Here is a 17025-nt window from a genome sequence, read left to right as displayed (position 1 = left end):
ACATTTGTTCTGACTCACTTGTTCTGGCTATGGATAAGTGCGGTCAACTCTGACCCCTTCGTCGAAATAGAGAATCCGGACGTTATCGCCTGACTGAAACAGCATATTCGGATCAATGACCTGAATCACATCCACCAGCTTACCGTCATCGGTTTTTATCAGTAATTCCACCAGCTTGTACTGCCGGATTGACTGACCAATATGCTGATTTTGATAGGCAACTCCAGCGCCCGCCAAAGCGCCAACCGTGGTCGCGACCTCACGGCCATGTCCTCCTCCGAACTGATTACCGATCAAGCCGCCCACCACTGCACCTAATAAAGTCTGCCAACCGTTATGTTCGGAGTTGACCACTTGCTGCTGGGTAATATAACGTACCGTTTCCAGTTGACCGAAAACAACCTGATTGACAGGGCGCGCCTGATTGCGATTATAAGGCGCGGCTTGCGACACGCACGAAAACAGCAAAACGAACCATAACCACTTTCTCATACTGATATTCTCCACCTACATTGTATTTATATGGCTATATATTTGCCTGAGCTCGACTCAGTCGACTTACAGTTTCCCCATCCGAGCACAGCGCTTGATGATCCCAATGGCCTGTTGGCATTTGGTGGTGATCTCAGTGCCCAGCGACTTGTTCATGCTTATCGGCAAGGCATCTTCCCTTGGTACGCTGAAGGTGAGCCCCTGTTATGGTGGAGCCCGTCTCCCAGAGCAATTATCCTGCCAGAGATATTTCAGCCAAGTAAGAGTCTGAAAAAGTTTTACCGCAAATCAGGCTATCAGGTCACTCTGAACCATGCCTGTCATCAAGTCATAGAGAAATGCGCTTACAGCCGCGGGGTTGATGCCACTTGGATCACTTCCGCCATGATTAAAGCCTATCAGCACTTACATAACCAGGGCCACTGCCATTCCGTTGAAGTCTGGCATGACGACCAGCTTGTTGGCGGCTTATATGGCATTAGCGTCGGTACCGTCTTTTGCGGTGAATCCATGTTTTCGCTCGCCGACAATGCCTCAAAGATTGCATTCTGGCACTTCTGCCGGCATTTCAGCGCACATAACGGCAGTCTTATCGACTGTCAGATTATGAACTCGCACCTTGCTTCTCTGGGCGCGCAGGAAGTGCCTCGTGACGCATTTTTGCAAACCTTAGGACAACAAAGATGCGCCATACTTAAATCAGGTTGTTATTCGCCCCAGGTTATTGCGTAGTAGGTTATCATGAGTCTTCCCACTATACGCTTAGGCTTTACTCCGGAAATCAGTTGCAGTTATTTACCTGAGCAAAAAGAGCAGCTTGGCGTAGTCGTTGACCATCGCTGGTTAACGGCTTCTGGCTACGGCGCTCTGCTTGGCTGCGGATATCGTCGCAGCGGTCAGGCCATTTATAAACCTATGTGTGACCAGTGCCATGCCTGTACTCCCCTTCGTGTTGACTGCACTAACTTCACTCCCAGCAAAAGCCAGAAAAGGCAGTTAAAACAGCTCAATGGCTTTCGGGCTGAATTCAAGAACCAGCTTGATGATGACTGGTTCCCTCTCTATGAACGATATATCCGGGAAAGACATGCGCACGGGGCCATGTATCCGGCCAGCAGACAGCAGTTTTTTGAGTTTTGCCAGGCAAACTGGATGGAAACCCGTTTTTTGCACCTCTATCAGGATCAGCAATTACTGGCTGTCGCCGTCACCGATTTTTTTGACCAGGCACTGAGCGCAGTCTATACCTTCTTCGAGCCGAACTACCCGTTATCGCTGGGCACTCTCTGCGTGCTGAAGCAAATCCAGTACTGCCGGGATACCGGACGGCGCTGGCTCTACCCCGGTTATCAGATTGATGACTGCCCTGCGATGAACTATAAAACCCGCTTCAGACCTTACCAAAAGCTGATTCAGGGCCAATGGCAATAAGATTATTATTTATTCCCCCTGCTTCTGCCTCATTAAAAGGAACGAAGTTTGCAACAAAAGCTGACAAAGGGCAGCAGCAAGGGTAAAATTGCGGGCCTGAACTTTACACTTAAACAGTTTCAAGGCATTATCCGGCCCAATCAGATGCAAGGCACGGTAGCCTAAGAGGATTCAATGGCAAAAGAAGACGTAATCGAAATGCAAGGTACTGTACTGGATACACTACCTAATACTATGTTCCGTGTTGAGCTGGAAAACGGTCACGTAGTGACTGCACACATTTCTGGCAAAATGCGCAAAAACTACATCCGTATCCTGACCGGCGACAAGGTGACAGTTGAGCTGACTCCTTACGATCTGTCTAAAGGCCGCATCGTCTTCCGTTCACGCTAATTTGCGCCGGGCGGGTGAACATCAGACTGGCCCAGCTGCGAAGCACACCATACTATCGCCTTCATAAGCTAAGGCATAAAAAACGGGACTCTCAAGTCCCGTTTTTGTTCGCTGTCACTGGCTGAAGCCGGCGTTTTAATGCGCGGGTTCCATCTCACTGCTGAAGCGGAAATCCAGTGTACCGTCATCTTTTAAGGTTACACGCACCGAACCACCATTGACCAGCGAGCCGAACAGCAACTCGTTCGCCATAGGTTTTTTCAGATTTTCCTGAATGACCCTGGCCATTGGCCGGGCACCCATAGATTTGTCATAGCCTTTATTTGCCAGCCATTCACGTGCTTCATTTGACACTTCCATTGAGACGCCACGGGCATCCAGCTGGGCCTGCAGCTCAACAATGAATTTATCAACAACCTGATTGATAACATCTTTTTCCAGGTGATTGAACCAAATGATATTATCCAGACGGTTACGAAATTCAGGTGCAAAGACCCGCTTGATTTCCGACATCGCATCATGACTGTGATCCTGCTGAACAAGCCCAATGGATTTACGTACCGTCTCCTGAACACCGGCATTAGTCGTCATCACCAAAATCACGTTGCGGAAATCCGCTTTACGTCCGTTATTATCAGTCAGGGTCCCGTTATCCATTACCTGCAGCAACAGGTTAAAGACGTCCGGGTGCGCTTTCTCTATTTCATCCAGCAGCACAACAGAGTGCGGATGCTTAATGACGGCATCGGTCAGCAAACCACCCTGATCAAAACCAACATAGCCCGGAGGCGCACCAATCAAACGGCTGACAGTATGGCGCTCCATGTACTCAGACATATCAAACCTCAGCAGTTCGATGCCCAGCATTTTCGCCAATTGCACCGTCACCTCGGTTTTACCTACCCCTGTCGGGCCGGCAAACAGGAATGAACCCACGGGTTTATTATCAGCCCCTAACCCGGCACGGCTGAGTTTGATAACTTCGGTCAGCGCTTCTATCGCCTTATCCTGACCAAAGACCAGCATCTTAAGCTTGTTGTCCAGGTTCAGCAGAACCTCTTTATCGCTTGAGGAAACCGATTTTTCAGGGATACGGGCAATACGCGCGATCATGGCTTCAATGTCGCTGACATTGATGGTTTTCTTACGCTTACTGACAGGTGCCAGACGGCAACGCGCACCGGCTTCATCAATGACATCAATTGCCTTATCAGGTAAATGGCGCTCATTGATATACTTAGCAGAAAGCTCAACTGCCGCCCGAATGGCTTTATTGGTGTACCTGACTTCATGGTGGGCTTCGTATTTCGTTTTCAGCCCCATGAGTATTTTCGTGGTATCGTCCAACGAAGGTTCAACAATATCAATCTTTTGGAATCGACGAGCCAGCGCTCTCTCTTTCTCAAAAATATTGCTGTATTCCTGATAAGTGGTTGACCCCATACAACGGATTTTACCGCTGCTCAGCAAAGGCTTGATCAAATTAGCCGCATCAACCTGTCCGCCAGAAGCCGCTCCCGCGCCTATGATGGTATGAATTTCATCGATGAACAGGACGGCTTTCTCTTCTTTCTCAAGCTGCTTCAAAATCGCTTTGAAGCGTTTCTCAAAGTCGCCACGATACTTAGTGCCGGCCAACAGTGAGCCGATATCCAGCGAGTAGATAACACAATCTTTAATAATGTCGGGGACCTGACCTTCAACGATACGCCAGGCAAGGCCTTCCGCGATAGCCGTCTTACCCACCCCGGCCTCACCGACCAGCAAAGGGTTATTTTTACGACGACGGCACAACACCTGAACGGTACGTTCAAGCTCATATTCACGGCCAATTAATGGATCGATAGCACCGGCCCGGGCCAGCTGATTGAGATTAGTGGCAAAGTTTTCCAGACGGTCTTCACCGCCTTCAGCACGAGGATCGTCAGGACTGACCTCTGACTGATTCAAATCATCACTGTCACTGTCTTTTACTGTGCCATGAGAAATGAAATTGACCACATCAAGTCGACTGATATCACTTTTCTTAAGCAGATAGGCCGCATGCGATTCCTGTTCACTGAAAATAGCCACCAGCACATTGGCACCGGTCACTTCGCTGCGGCCCGATGACTGTACATGGAAAACCGCGCGTTGTAGTACGCGCTGAAAGCTCAGTGTTGGCTGGGTTTCCCTGCTTTCGTCATCGGCAGGGATTAATGGCGTGGTTTGTTCAATGAAGGCATCCAGTTCTTTTCGAAGGGTGTCCAAATTAGCACGGCACGCTAACAGGGCTTCCTGAGCAGCAGGATTCTCCAATAGCGCCAACAGCAGATGCTCAACCGTCATAAACTCATGGCGTTTTTCCCTTGCCCGCGCGAAGGCACCATTGAGACTGGTTTCAAGTTCTTTATTTAGCATAAGGCACCTCCCCTAAATACCACTTGATTTGGCGTGCCGGAAAAAGTCAGGCTTTTTCCATGGTACACAGTAGCGGATGTTCATGCTCTCTTGCATACATCATGACTTGAGCCACTTTGGTTTCAGCGACTTCGGCAGTAAAAATGCCGCACACTGCCTTCCCCTCATAATGCACAGCCAGCATCAACTGTGTTGCTCTCTCCAAATCCATGGAGAAGAACTTCTGTAACACTTCTATCACAAAATCCATCGGTGTGTAATCATCATTATTTAAAATCACTTTATACATCGATGGCGGCTTAACCTGAGTGTCCTCCTTATTCAGTATGTCTGACTCTGGGCTAATCCTTTCGCTTAACTTACTCATATTCTCATCTTAGTCATTTGTTCAATCGGTTGCTAGATTGCGACGGACAAAAAAGATTTCATCCAAATGTTACAAGTCTTGCTTGACTGTCTAAGTCTTTTTACTAAAGTGTACCTTGTAGTAGATACTAACTGCATCAAAATAGCATTTATATTCAAGTCATGTTAAAACAGTACTGATAAATAAATGCTAAATGGAAATTGAATGCAAAGAGGGATGTAAAAGCATGGCAACAGGTACAGTTAAATGGTTCAACAACGCAAAAGGCTTCGGTTTCATTTGTCCTGAAAACGGTGAAGGCGATATCTTTGCACACTATTCAACTATCCAGATGGAAGGATATCGAACGCTGAAAGCAGGTCAACAAGTTAACTACACCGTTCAAACTGGCCCGAAAGGCTATCACGCCAGTGAAATCGTCCCCATCGATGTTGAAAGCGCCAGTAAATAAACGTAGCTGACACATTTACATCACTTTATCCAGGTGGGCGACTGCTCACCTTTAGCTATTGCCTCTCCCACCCTACTGACAACCTACTCTTCAAGCATTTCATCTCTGGTTATGCTTTTTCATCACCACTTCATTGACAATTAAGTGAATAAACAGTGAATAAATCACAAGAAAACAAGTAATTAACAATTCAGTTAACAACTGGCTATTCAGCCCGCGTTTTCTTATCGTTTTGAACAAGCGCTTGTGGGCTAATTATGACCGATCTCATAGAAACAACACAATGCCAGAGACATGCTTTTCTCAGGCCATGGGATAAATAATCGAGTAAAAACAAAAAGGCCCAGCCGAAGCCGAGCCTTTTTCAAAGCGATTAAACTGACTTACATTTGTTCAATCATATCGCCAGCGAACTCTGAACATTTACGCAGTGTTGCGCCGTCCATCAGACGTTCAAAGTCGTAAGTCACAGTCTTGTTGCGGATTGCCGCTTCCATAGACTTGATGATCAGGTCGGCAGCTTCAGTCCAACCCAGGTGACGCAGCATCATTTCAGCAGACAGAATCAGAGAACCCGGGTTCACTTTATCCTGACCAGCATACTTAGGTGCAGTACCATGAGTAGCTTCAAACAGTGCAACACCATCACCGATGTTGGCACCAGGTGCGATACCGATACCACCTACCTGAGCAGCCAGTGCATCAGAAATGTAGTCACCGTTCAGGTTCATAGTCGCAATCACATCATACTCAGCCGGACGCAGCAGGATCTGCTGCAGGAATGCGTCTGCAATGCTGTCTTTGATGATGATCTCTTTACCTGTGTTAGGGTTTTTCAGCGTCATCCATGGGCCGCCATCCAGCAGCTCAGCACCGAATTCTTTCGCTACTTCGTAACCCCAGTCTTTAAAGGCACCTTCAGTAAACTTCATGATGTTGCCTTTATGAACCAGCGTCAGTGAATCACGGTCATTGTCGATGGTGTACTGTACTGCTGCACGTACCAGGCGCTTAGTACCTTCTTCAGATACTGGCTTGATGCCGATGCCGCAGTCTTTAGAGAAGCGGATCTTAGTCGCGCCCATCTCGTCTTGCAGGAACTTGATAACTTTATCTGCTTCGGCTGTACCCGCTTTGAACTCGATACCTGCATAGATATCTTCTGAGTTTTCACGGTAGATAACCATATCAGTCAGTTCAGGTTGTTTCAGCGGGCTTGGTACGCCTTCAAAATAACGAACCGGGCGAGCACAGATATACAGATCCAGCTCTTGGCGCAGTGCAACGTTCAGAGAACGAATGCCGCCGCCAACAGGTGTAGTGAGTGGACCTTTAATTGCAACTTTGTATTCACGAATAAAATCAAGGGTTTCTTGAGGAAGCCAAGCATCTTCACCGTAAATCTGAGTCGATTTTTCACCGGTGTAGATCTCCATCCAGGAAATTTTACGGTCGCCGCCGTATGCTTTCTGAACTGCCGCATCAACCACTTTGATCATTGCAGGGCTTACATCAACGCCAATACCATCACCTTCAATAAAAGGAATGATCGGGTTGTTAGGAACGACCAGCTTACCATTGGCATCAAGGGCAATTTTCTGACCTTCTGCTGGTACAACTACTTTACTATCCATTAAATTCTCCTAGCGTCCGTTTGTTATCTTTTTGTAAGATGCGGGGGAATCATACTTGAAAATTCACCAGCACGCCATGGGTGGTTTTTTACGTTATAATGGTGCGCTCACAAAATACTTATCCCCTTTACTTTGTATCGCCATGAAAACTCAACGTACCCGACGCACCACCCGGAACGACGATCGTAACCCGTCCCGTCAGCCTGGCGCCAAACCGCGAAAATCACGTATTGCCTCTCAGCCAGGCCGTCACCGTGGTCCGCAGAAGATCATTCTTTTTAACAAGCCCTTCAATGTGTTGACGCAATTTAGCGGAGAGCCGGGAGACAAAACACTCGCTGACTACATCCCGGTAAAAGATGTCTATGCCGCAGGGCGTTTGGACAAAGACAGCGAAGGCCTGCTGGTGCTGACCAATGACGGTATCCTGCAAGCGCGCCTGACACAGCCCAGCTCCAAGCAGCCCAAAACTTACTGGGTGCAGGTTGAAGGCATTCCAGATGAAGAGCAGCTCAAAGCATTACGTACAGGTGTTACATTAAAAGACGGTATGACATTGCCGGCCGATGTCACCGTCATTGAAACACCTGCGGTTTGGGACAGGCATCCGCCAATTCGTGAGCGTAAAAATATCCCGACCACCTGGCTCAGTATTACCTTAAGAGAGGGGCGAAACCGGCAAGTGCGCCGTATGACGGCCCATATAGGTCACCCCACTCTCAGATTGATCCGCTATCAAATGGCTGACTGGACTGTCGATGGTCTGGCTCCCGGTGAATGGCGGGAAGTCTCTCTCTGACAACGACAGGCTGGCCGGGGAGATTTACCGGCGCGTTAATTTTGCTAAAACACTACACATTAGCGGAGAGTTACACTATCATTGCCGGCAAATAGCAAACGATTGCGTTAGTGGTGATTAACGAGTGATCGCACAGGCTGACAGCCCAATTTGCCGATAAAAGATGAATAAAGTGTGAAGCGGTTCTCGATCTGTTTCAGTTCGCAGCTTTCTGTTAGAATTACGCCCTTATCACTTATTCAAGATTGAAGAGAAAAATGTCAGATAACAGCCAGAAAAAAGTTATTGTCGGCATGTCCGGCGGCGTCGATTCCTCGGTTTCTGCTTACCTGCTACTTCAACAGGGCTACCAGGTAGAAGGCCTGTTCATGAAGAACTGGGAAGAAGATGACAATGACGAGTACTGCTCAGCGGCAGAAGATCTCGCGGACGCACAGGCTGTGTGCGACAAACTGGGCATTCATCTTCATACGATCAACTTTGCTGCTGAGTACTGGGACAACGTGTTCGAATACTTTCTTGCAGAATATAAAGCTGGCCGTACCCCAAACCCTGACATTCTGTGTAACAAAGAAATCAAATTTAAGGCATTCCTGGAGTTTGCCGATGAAGTGCTGGATGCTGATTATATTGCCATGGGACACTATACCCGTCGCACTTTCCCTACCCAGCCCGGTCAAAAAGCACAGATGTTACGCGGACTGGATAACAACAAAGACCAGAGCTATTTCCTTTATACCCTGAGCCACGATCAGGTAGCACGTAGTCTGTTCCCTGTCGGTGAACTGGAAAAACCGGAAGTACGCCGCATCGCTGAAGAGCAAGGGCTGATCACCGCCAAGAAAAAAGACTCTACCGGTATCTGTTTTATCGGCGAGCGCAAGTTCACCGAATTTCTGGGTAAGTACCTGCCTGCACAACCAGGCGATATTGTGACGGCAGAAGACGGTAAAGTTATCGGACAGCATCAGGGACTGATGTATCACACCCTGGGCCAGCGCAAAGGCCTGCTGATTGGTGGTTTGAAAGACAGCTCAGATGAGCCCTGGTATGTCGTTGATAAAGATATTGAGAAGAACCTGCTGATTGTCGGACAAGGAAAAGATCATCCGCGCCTGCAATCTAACGGTCTGATCGCCGCTCAGCTGCACTGGGTGGATCGCGAACCTGTGCGTGAGCCGGTGAAATGCACGGTGAAGACTCGTTATCGCCAGCAGGATACGCCTTGCACCCTTATTCCTGTTGATGACAACAGCATCAAAGTCATTTTTGATGAGCCGCAAATCGCAGTGACGCCAGGCCAGTCAGCGGTGTTTTATCAGGGTGATGTGTGTCTTGGCGGCGGCATCATTGAAGAGCGGATTTAAAGGGACAGTCCATGGCTTATACAATTTATGACAGAACCATTGCGTTTGCAGGTATTTGTCAGGCAGTGAAATTAGTACAGACTGTTGCTCGCACAGGTACTTGTGATAACGATGCTTTCGTCACCTGTTTACGCACCCTGACCTCGACAAACCCAAACAACGTGATTGAAATTTTTGGTGAAGAAGCTGACCTCAGGTTAGGCCTCAGCACCATGATCAATGAAATTGACAATACACCTGCAGGCAGTGAAATTACCCGCTATCTGGTCAGTGTGATGGCGTTGGAGCGTAAGCTGGCCAGTCGTCGCGACAGTATGGCGCAGTTGGGCGACCGGATTGATATGGTGAAACGCCAGCTGGATCATTTCGACCTGCTTGATGACCAGATGATCAGCAACATGGCCAGTGTGTATCTGGATATCATCAGCCCGCTTGGCCCGCGCATTCAGGTCACAGGGACACCGGCTCAGTTGCAACAGCAACAAGTGCAGCACAAGGTACGTGCCCTGTTGCTGGCTGCTGTTCGCAGTGCCGTATTGTGGCGTCAGGTCGGCGGTAAGCGCCGTCATCTGATTTTTGGCCGTAAACAGATGCTTGAACAGGCAAAAATCATTCAGGCCCGAAGCTAAACACTATTCTCAGAGAACGCCTGCTGGGCGTTCTGTAACTCAGCTATAACCCTTTAATCAGGAGAGAGACATCATGGAACTGTCAGCATTGACTGCTGTTTCCCCGGTAGACGGCCGCTACGGTAGCAAAACCAGCGCACTGCGCAGTATCTTCAGTGAATTTGGTCTGCTGAAATACCGTACCATCGTTGAAATTCGCTGGCTGCAAAAACTGGCAGCGACTGACGCTATCGCGGAAGTTCCGGCCTTCAGCGCTGAAGCCAATGCCTTCCTGGATCGTATTGCCGCTGAATTCAGCGAGCAAGATGCACTGCGTATCAAGACCATTGAGCGCACGACCAACCACGATGTGAAAGCCGTAGAGTACTTCCTGAAGGAAAAAGTGGCTGATAATCCTGAGCTGCACGCGGTGAATGAATTCATTCACTTTGCCTGTACGTCTGAAGACATCAACAACCTGTCGCACGCTTTAATGCTAAAAGAAGCGCGTGAGCAAGTCATGCTGCCTGAAGTCCGTAACGTGATTGACGCCATTAAAGCACTGGCAGCGGAGTACCGTGAAGTGCCTCTGTTGTCCCGTACACACGGCCAGCCGGCTTCACCAAGTACCATGGGTAAAGAAATGGCTAACGTGGCGTACCGTATGGAACGTCAGTACCGTCAGATTGAACAGGTAGAACTGCTGGGTAAAATCAACGGCGCTGTCGGTAACTACAATGCCCACCTTTCTGCTTATCCGGATATCGACTGGCACCAGTACAGCGAAGAGTTCGTCACCTCTCTGGGTCTGGACTGGAACCCGTACACCACGCAAATTGAACCACACGATTACATCGCAGAACTGTTCGACGCCTTTGCACGCTTCAACACTATCCTGATCGATTTTGATCGTGATGTCTGGGGCTATATCGCCCTGGGCCACTTCAAGCAGAAGACCATTGCCGGTGAAATCGGTTCTTCCACCATGCCGCACAAAGTCAACCCGATTGACTTTGAAAACTCAGAAGGCAACCTGGGTCTGGCGAATGCTATCTTTGCTCACCTGGCTCAAAAACTGCCGATTTCCCGCTGGCAGCGTGACCTGACCGACTCTACGGTATTGCGTAACCTGGGTGTTGGCTGCGGTTATGCCATCATTGCTTACACTTCTACCCTGAAAGGGATCAGCAAGCTGGAAGTCAACCAGGCTGCACTGGAAGCCGAGCTGGACAAAAACTGGGAAGTGCTGGCCGAACCGGTACAAACAGTGATGCGTCGTTACGGTATCGAAAAGCCGTATGAGAAGCTGAAAGAGCTGACCCGCGGCAAGCGTGTCGACGGCGAGGGTATGCGTCAGTTCATCGATGGTCTGGATTTGCCGGAACACGAGAAAACACGCCTGAAAGCCATGACACCGGCTAACTACATTGGTGATGCAATTAAACTGACTGATCAACTCTGATCGGCTTATTTATTGTGTCTCAAGGCCAGCATAGGATGCTGGCCTTTTTAGTTTCTGCCGGTCTGCCCCCAATCACTGATATAATCGCCCTTAAATTTCTAACCGATGAAGACTATGTATCAATTTACCTTCTCGTTCAGCGAGTTCTTATCGACTTACTGGCAAAAGCAACCCACAGTGATTAAAGGCGGTTTTGCCGATTTCGTTGACCCTATCTCGCCAGATGAACTGGCCGGACTGGCGATGGAAGAAGAAGTCGACTCCCGTTATATTGCACATCAGGGTGAAGACTGGCAGGTCGAACAAGGGCCGCTGAGCTTCGAAAACCTGCCGGATGATCACTGGTCTTTCATGGTGCAGGCAGCCAACCACTGGCACAGCGGCGCGGCCAGGCTGGTCAAACCGTTTCAGGCAATGCCCGGCTGGCTGTTTGATGATCTGATGATCAGCTATTCCACCCCTGGAGGCGGTGTCGGCCCTCATTTCGACCAGTATGATGTCTTCATTATTCAGGGTTCCGGACAACGCCGCTGGCGTGTCGGCCCGCGCAAAGAGAACTACGAAGAGTGCTTCCGTCATCCGAATCTGCGCCAGATCACCGGGTTCGACCCAATCATAGATGAAGTGCTGGAGCCGGGCGACATTCTGTATATTCCTGCCGGATTCCCCCATGACGGTTATGCACTGGAAACCGCAATGAGCTACTCAATGGGGTTCCGTTCACCAAAGCAACAGGAGCTTTTGAGCAGCTTTGCCGATTTCATCATCGAAAATGAACTGGGCGATGAACATTATCACAACCCAGATCTTCCGGCTCGTGACAAGGTCGGCGAACTGCCAGCCAGCGAATGTCAGGATCTGATAGCCATGATGCGCAACCTGATGGAAAAACCGGAAACCATGCATCAGTGGCTGGGTGAATACTTAAGCCTGAGCCGTCATAATATGGATGTGATCGCAGCTGATCCGGCCTGGTCGGGTAATGAAATCGTGGGCGCGCTGATGCAGGGCGAAACGCTGTTTAAGATTGGCGGTCTGCGCGCTTTTTACCATCAGGAGCACCCTCACACTGTCTATATTGATGGCGAGCGCTACCAGTTACCCGCCGGTTGTGAACAGGCCGCCGACTGGCTTTGCAATCAGGACAGTTTCTCTATCGCAGAGGTGGGTGAGCTCATCAATAACTCAGCATTAATTTTACTGCTGACCCAATGGGTTAACATGGGTTACTGGCATCAGGCCGACTAAATCAGGTTCCCGTTAAGGTAGAAAAGCCCGCACTGCGGGCTTTTTTTGGTCACGCTGACAGCGGCGGCGCTGTCACACTTTGAACTGACCTGCTAACTCTTGCTGTTTATGAGACAAGGAGGTTAAACGCTGGCCTATAGTGGCCGAATTTTCAGCCTGACCGAGAATGGTTTCACTCAGCTCGCGGATATTCGATACATTACGGTTCACTTCTCCGGCGACCGCACGCTGCTCACCCGCGGCATGCATAATTTGCTCATTCATAGACTGAATCGCACGGACCGCTTCGGTAATACGCTCCAGACTCGCGACAGCTTCACTGACCTGATGGGCGGTATCACCTGCCAGCTGGTTGCCTTCTTCAATCGCATTCACCACATCACGGGTGCCCTGCTGCAACACCTCAATCACGTTGCGGATCTGGCCGACAGAGTCCTGAGTCCGGCTGGCGAGCTGACGCACCTCGTCCGCGACCACTGCAAACCCACGGCCTTGCTCCCCGGCCCGCGCCGCTTCAATGGCCGCATTCAGGGCCAGCAGGTTTGTCTGTTCTGAAATGCCGGCAATCACCTGCAGAATCTGATTGATATCTTCGCTGTTTCGTTCCAGGTCACGGGCGACAGGGACAGCCGTTTCCATGCGGGAAACCAGATGGTTCATGGATTCTGCTGAGGCATGAATCACACTCTGGCCCTCTACAGCAGCTGAGTCTGCATCCCGGGCAGCACCAACCGCTGTTTCGGTATGGCTGACAACCTGCTCGGCCGTCTGCGACATCTCTTCAGACGCCGTCGCTACCATGTCGACTTCTTTAAACTGCGCCTGGCTGCCGTCACGGGTGTGGCTCGCTACCTGTGCGGCCTCATTGGCTGTGGTGCCGACTTCATCAACAGCAGTGATCACTTGCGAGATGGTGTGCTGCAATTTATCCAAGAAGCGGTTAAACCAGGTTGCCAGCTCCCCCAGCTCGTCTTGCTGGCCAACATGAAGGCGCTGGGTTAAATCCCCTTCTCCTGAGGCAATATCTTTCAATCGTTCGGCAATCTGACGAATCGGGGCAACCAGACGAGCGGCAGCAAACCACAGCATCAGCAAACCAGCCGCTGCAATCATCAGGCTGGCCATCAACTGAATAGCAGAAGATTCATCTCGCTGTTTTTGAATCGCATTATCCAAGGCTGTTGCTTCCGCCAGCACTTTTTCAGCCGGTAACTGAATAACCACACCCCAGGTTGTCTGACCCAGTTCAACCGGATTGTAAGCGGTCAGCCAGCTTTGATCCTGACTCCAGCCCACCACTTGCGTACCCTGTCTGAGCCAGTCATTCAGCGTAGCAGGAAGGCCATCGCCTGGCATTACCGTGCTGCCCACCCTGTCACTGGCCTGATCCCAGGCTACAACTGTGCCATTCTGACTGACCAGAGAAACCTTACCGCTGGCGTTAAACAGGTTTTCGTCTACGGTATTGATGACACTCTGTAAGGAATCCAGCTTCACATCAATCCCCATCACACCAACGGCTTTACCCTTTACAATCAGCGGGATAGTAATAGAGCTCAGCAGCACCTTCTGGCCATTATCGGTTGAGAATACCGGATCCTGAACACAGGATTCCCTGCCATTGAGGCTGCAGGTATACCAGGCATTGCTAGCCTTATCGCCAATTTTCGCTTCACTGATAATGCGTTGCTCAGCTTCGCCACTGTCGCCGCGGTACCAGTAGGGTGAAAATCGCCCGGTCGCATTGGCTCCGACATAGGCAGCATCGGCGTAGTTGCCATCTTCACCATCCAGGGCGTCCGGCTCAAACACCACAAACGCGCCATGAATGTTGGCAAATTCATTGACAGAACGGCGGAGTAACTCGGTAATTGAGCCGCGAAGTTCTGCACTGTTGGTGTAATTTTCTTCCGCGTTATATTTCAGAAACAGCACACTCTGAGCCAGCATCTCTGCCCTGTGTGACGCTTCATCAAAAAATTGCTGAACAGAAATCGCCTGTCTTTCAGCCTGTGCTTTTACCAGCTCTTGCGACTGATTTCGCAACGAACTGAATGACTGCTGGCTAACCAGTTGCTGACTTTGTCCCGAGAAGTAAAACGAAAGGCTGGTGAGTACCGCAGCGGTTGCCAGTAAGGCAAACCCCGCCATCAGGGTAATTTTCCACTGAACCGAAAGTGACCGCATATAACCGTCCTTGTAAGTCAAATCAGTCAAAATGTAACTTTTAGTGATAACAACATCAACAGGTTGTTAACAAAACACTCAAAAGTTTGATTTTTATTCAATTTATCAGAGATGTAACAAAAAAAGCGCGGGTTTTACACCGCGCTTAAAGCCTGTCACAGGCTTAAATCAGTGCACATTCAGGCAAGCCACAGCATGTACGTCTCCGCCTTCTAATTGAGGCTTTTTCTGCGCACAGCTGTCGGTTGCCTGCGGACAGCGCGTTCTGAACACGCAGCCCGAGGGTGGATTCATGGGTGAAGGTAAATCACCTTCCAGTAACTGAATGGTCTTATTGCGCTCCTTCTCCGGATCCGGAATAGGAACAGCCGACATCAGTGCCTTGGTATAAGGGTGCTTAGGTCCGTCAAACAGTGCATCTCCCTCACCGATTTCAACGGCATTACCCAGATACATCACCATGACACGATCCGAGATATGCTTCACCACCGACAGGTCGTGGGCAATAAATATCAGGCTCAGGCCCATCTCTTTCTGAAGTGATTTCAACAGGTTGACCACCTGAGCCTGAATAGACACGTCCAGTGCCGACACCGGCTCATCACAGATAATCAGTTTTGGCCTCAGGATCAACGCACGTGCAATACCGATACGCTGACACTGACCGCCGGAGAACTCATGCGGATAACGGTTGATCACGTTAGGTAACAAGCCTACCTTATTCATCATTTCTTTCACCCTGGCCTTGACTTCATCTGTCGTCAGCTCCGGATAAAAGGTTTTCAATGGCTCGGCAATGATATCTCCCACCGTCATACGCGGGTTCAGAGAGGCCAGCGGATCCTGGAAAATCATCTGGATTTCTTTGCGTTTTTCACGCATCGCATTGTGTTCCAGCTTGGTCAGATCCTGCCCCAGCCAGACAACATTGCCTTCTGTAGCTTGCACCAGACCAATGACTGCACGGGCAAAGGTCGACTTACCACAGCCCGACTCACCCACAACGCCCAGAGTTTCTCCTTCGTACAAACGAATTCCGACCCCGTCGACAGCTTTCAGCTTAAGCGGTTTGGTCCAGGGCCAGGCTGACTTGGGTGCAATGTTGAAGTGAACCTTGAGATCTTTAATATCGAGTAAAACTTTCTTTTCTGCTTGCATTACCACGTCCCCACATCAGAAAAACATGCACGTAAACGCCCCTCAGCAAAAGGTTCCAGTGAAGGGGCTTCCTGTGAACAGCGGCTGCTGACACGGTGGCAACGCTCCTGATACGGACAGCCGACAGGCAGGCGCAGTAAGTTAGGCGGATTGCCTGGAATCGTCGGCAATTCTTCACCTTCGGTATCCAGACGGGGAATCGCTCTCAGCAGACCTTCGGTGTAAGGGTGAGCAGGTTTATAGAAAATCTCATCGATTTTGCCATATTCCATGGTACGGCCAGCGTACATGACCAGCACTTTGTCACAGCTACCGGCTACTACGCCCAGATCATGGGTGATCATGATAATGGCGGTGTTGAAGTCGCTTTTCAGCTCGTTGAGCAAATCCATGATTTGCGCCTGTACGGTAACGTCCAGGGCCGTGGTTGGTTCATCGGCAATCAGCAGTTTCGGACGGCACAGCAGCGCCATGGCGATCATCACACGCTGGCGCATACCGCCGGAAAACTCGTGCGGGTACATGGTAATTCGCTTGCGCGCTTCCGGAATTTTCACTGCATCAAGCATGCGTACACTTTCTTCGAAAGCTTCGGCACGCCCCAGACCTTTATGCAGCATCAGCACTTCCATCAGCTGATCGCTGACTTTCATGTAAGGATTCAGCGATGTCATCGGGTCCTGGAAAATCATCGCGATCTGCTCGGCGCGGATCTTATTGAGTTCACGCTCCGGCAAATTCAGGATTTCACGGCCTTCAAATTTCGCGCTGCCGCTGATCTTACCGTTCTTGGCAAGCAAACCCATAATGGAGAACACGGTCTGGCTTTTGCCTGAACCCGACTCACCCACTATCCCCAGGGTTTCCCCCTGGTTAAGAGAAAAATTCAAATCATTCACTGCGGTGACAATACCATCTTGCGTGGTGAACTCTACCCGCAGATCTTTGACATCTAATAAGCTCATATTTCACTTCCTTATCTTGCCGCCGTGCAGTCAGTGTTCCAGCAAGGTAACCTGAACAGCGGC

Annotated in this window: 16 protein-coding genes; 9 read left to right on the top strand and 7 right to left on the bottom strand. The window is 49.8% G+C overall.

All coding sequences use genetic code 11. The features are described 5' to 3' along the window. Nucleotides 1–27: 27 nt before the first annotated feature. Nucleotides 28–492, bottom strand: a complete 465-nt coding sequence (locus L6J37_RS03035; RefSeq protein ID WP_237794087.1) for a glycine zipper 2TM domain-containing protein — start codon at nt 490–492, stop codon at nt 28–30. Between the two features lie 30 nt (nt 493–522). On the opposite strand from L6J37_RS03035, the gene aat reads away from it, so the two are divergent. The 3 genes from aat to infA all read left to right on the top strand — a co-directional run bounded on the left by aat (nt 523) and on the right by infA (nt 2316). Next, nucleotides 523–1224: a leucyl/phenylalanyl-tRNA--protein transferase gene (gene aat, locus L6J37_RS03030; RefSeq protein ID WP_192015170.1), complete on the top strand. Its 702-nt coding sequence runs from the start codon at nt 523–525 to the stop codon at nt 1222–1224. A 9-nt stretch (nt 1225–1233) separates the two neighbouring features. Further along, entirely contained in the window at nt 1234–1923 is a 690-nt protein-coding gene (locus L6J37_RS03025) for an arginyltransferase (RefSeq protein ID WP_218382926.1), read from the top strand. A gap of 174 nt (nt 1924–2097) precedes the next feature. After that, a complete protein-coding gene (infA, locus tag L6J37_RS03020) occupies nt 2098–2316 on the top strand; it encodes a translation initiation factor IF-1 (protein ID WP_027252769.1) in 219 nt (72 codons plus the stop codon). A gap of 135 nt (nt 2317–2451) precedes the next feature. Here the strand turns inward: infA and clpA are convergent, their stop codons facing one another. After that, nucleotides 2452–4716 (bottom strand): ATP-dependent Clp protease ATP-binding subunit ClpA, encoded by a 2265-nt coding sequence (gene clpA / locus L6J37_RS03015; RefSeq protein WP_192015168.1) that lies wholly within the window; start codon nt 4714–4716, stop codon nt 2452–2454. Between the two features lie 46 nt (nt 4717–4762). Further along, on the bottom strand, nt 4763–5083 hold the full coding sequence (clpS, locus tag L6J37_RS03010; protein ID WP_161445786.1) for an ATP-dependent Clp protease adapter ClpS: 321 nt from the start codon (nt 5081–5083) through the stop codon (nt 4763–4765). Between the two features lie 226 nt (nt 5084–5309). On the opposite strand from clpS, the gene cspD reads away from it, so the two are divergent. Then, nucleotides 5310–5534: a cold shock domain-containing protein CspD gene (cspD, locus tag L6J37_RS03005; protein WP_027252772.1), complete on the top strand. Its 225-nt coding sequence runs from the start codon at nt 5310–5312 to the stop codon at nt 5532–5534. A gap of 383 nt (nt 5535–5917) precedes the next feature. On the opposite strand, the gene icd is transcribed toward cspD, so the two are convergent. Next, complete coding sequence (gene icd, locus L6J37_RS03000) at nt 5918–7168, bottom strand: NADP-dependent isocitrate dehydrogenase (protein ID WP_218382925.1); 1251 nt, start codon at nt 7166–7168, stop codon at nt 5918–5920. Nucleotides 7169–7310: 142 nt separating this feature from the next. On the opposite strand from icd, the gene L6J37_RS02995 reads away from it, so the two are divergent. The 5 genes from L6J37_RS02995 (at nt 7311) to L6J37_RS02975 (ending at nt 12652) form a co-directional block, all read left to right on the top strand. Continuing rightward, a complete protein-coding gene (locus L6J37_RS02995) occupies nt 7311–7967 on the top strand; it encodes a pseudouridine synthase (RefSeq protein ID WP_368393372.1) in 657 nt (218 codons plus the stop codon). 257 nt (nt 7968–8224) lie between these two features. Beyond that, nucleotides 8225–9334: a tRNA 2-thiouridine(34) synthase MnmA gene (mnmA, locus tag L6J37_RS02990; RefSeq protein WP_237794085.1), complete on the top strand. Its 1110-nt coding sequence runs from the start codon at nt 8225–8227 to the stop codon at nt 9332–9334. A gap of 11 nt (nt 9335–9345) precedes the next feature. Beyond that, nucleotides 9346–9963: a high frequency lysogenization protein HflD gene (gene hflD / locus L6J37_RS02985; protein WP_218382922.1), complete on the top strand. Its 618-nt coding sequence runs from the start codon at nt 9346–9348 to the stop codon at nt 9961–9963. 73 nt (nt 9964–10036) lie between these two features. Beyond that, nucleotides 10037–11404: an adenylosuccinate lyase gene (gene purB, locus L6J37_RS02980; RefSeq protein ID WP_218382921.1), complete on the top strand. Its 1368-nt coding sequence runs from the start codon at nt 10037–10039 to the stop codon at nt 11402–11404. A 114-nt stretch (nt 11405–11518) separates the two neighbouring features. Continuing rightward, nucleotides 11519–12652, top strand: coding sequence for a ribosomal protein uL16 3-hydroxylase (locus tag L6J37_RS02975; RefSeq protein WP_218382918.1), 1134 nt, complete (start codon nt 11519–11521; stop codon nt 12650–12652). 72 nt (nt 12653–12724) lie between these two features. On the opposite strand, the gene L6J37_RS02970 is transcribed toward L6J37_RS02975, so the two are convergent. The 3 genes from L6J37_RS02970 to L6J37_RS02960 form a co-directional block, all read right to left on the bottom strand. Then, nucleotides 12725–14839 (bottom strand): methyl-accepting chemotaxis protein, encoded by a 2115-nt coding sequence (locus L6J37_RS02970; protein WP_237794084.1) that lies wholly within the window; start codon nt 14837–14839, stop codon nt 12725–12727. A 168-nt stretch (nt 14840–15007) separates the two neighbouring features. Further along, nucleotides 15008–15997 (bottom strand): murein tripeptide/oligopeptide ABC transporter ATP binding protein OppF, encoded by a 990-nt coding sequence (gene oppF, locus L6J37_RS02965; RefSeq protein WP_192015160.1) that lies wholly within the window; start codon nt 15995–15997, stop codon nt 15008–15010. Next, nucleotides 15997–16962 carry an ABC transporter ATP-binding protein gene (locus L6J37_RS02960; RefSeq protein ID WP_192015159.1) on the bottom strand — a complete coding sequence of 322 codons (966 nt, stop codon included), beginning with the start codon at nt 16960–16962 and terminating at the stop codon, nt 15997–15999. Before L6J37_RS02960 ends, oppF begins: the two co-directional genes overlap by 1 nt. Nucleotides 16963–17025 lie beyond the last annotated feature (63 nt).

The sequence above is a fragment of the Photobacterium sp. WH77 genome, from assembly GCF_022014395.1.
GTDB lineage: Bacteria > Pseudomonadota > Gammaproteobacteria > Enterobacterales > Vibrionaceae > Photobacterium > Photobacterium arenosum.
Note: the sequence above shows the minus strand (reverse complement) of the source record. Positions and strands in the feature narration are given on the sequence as shown.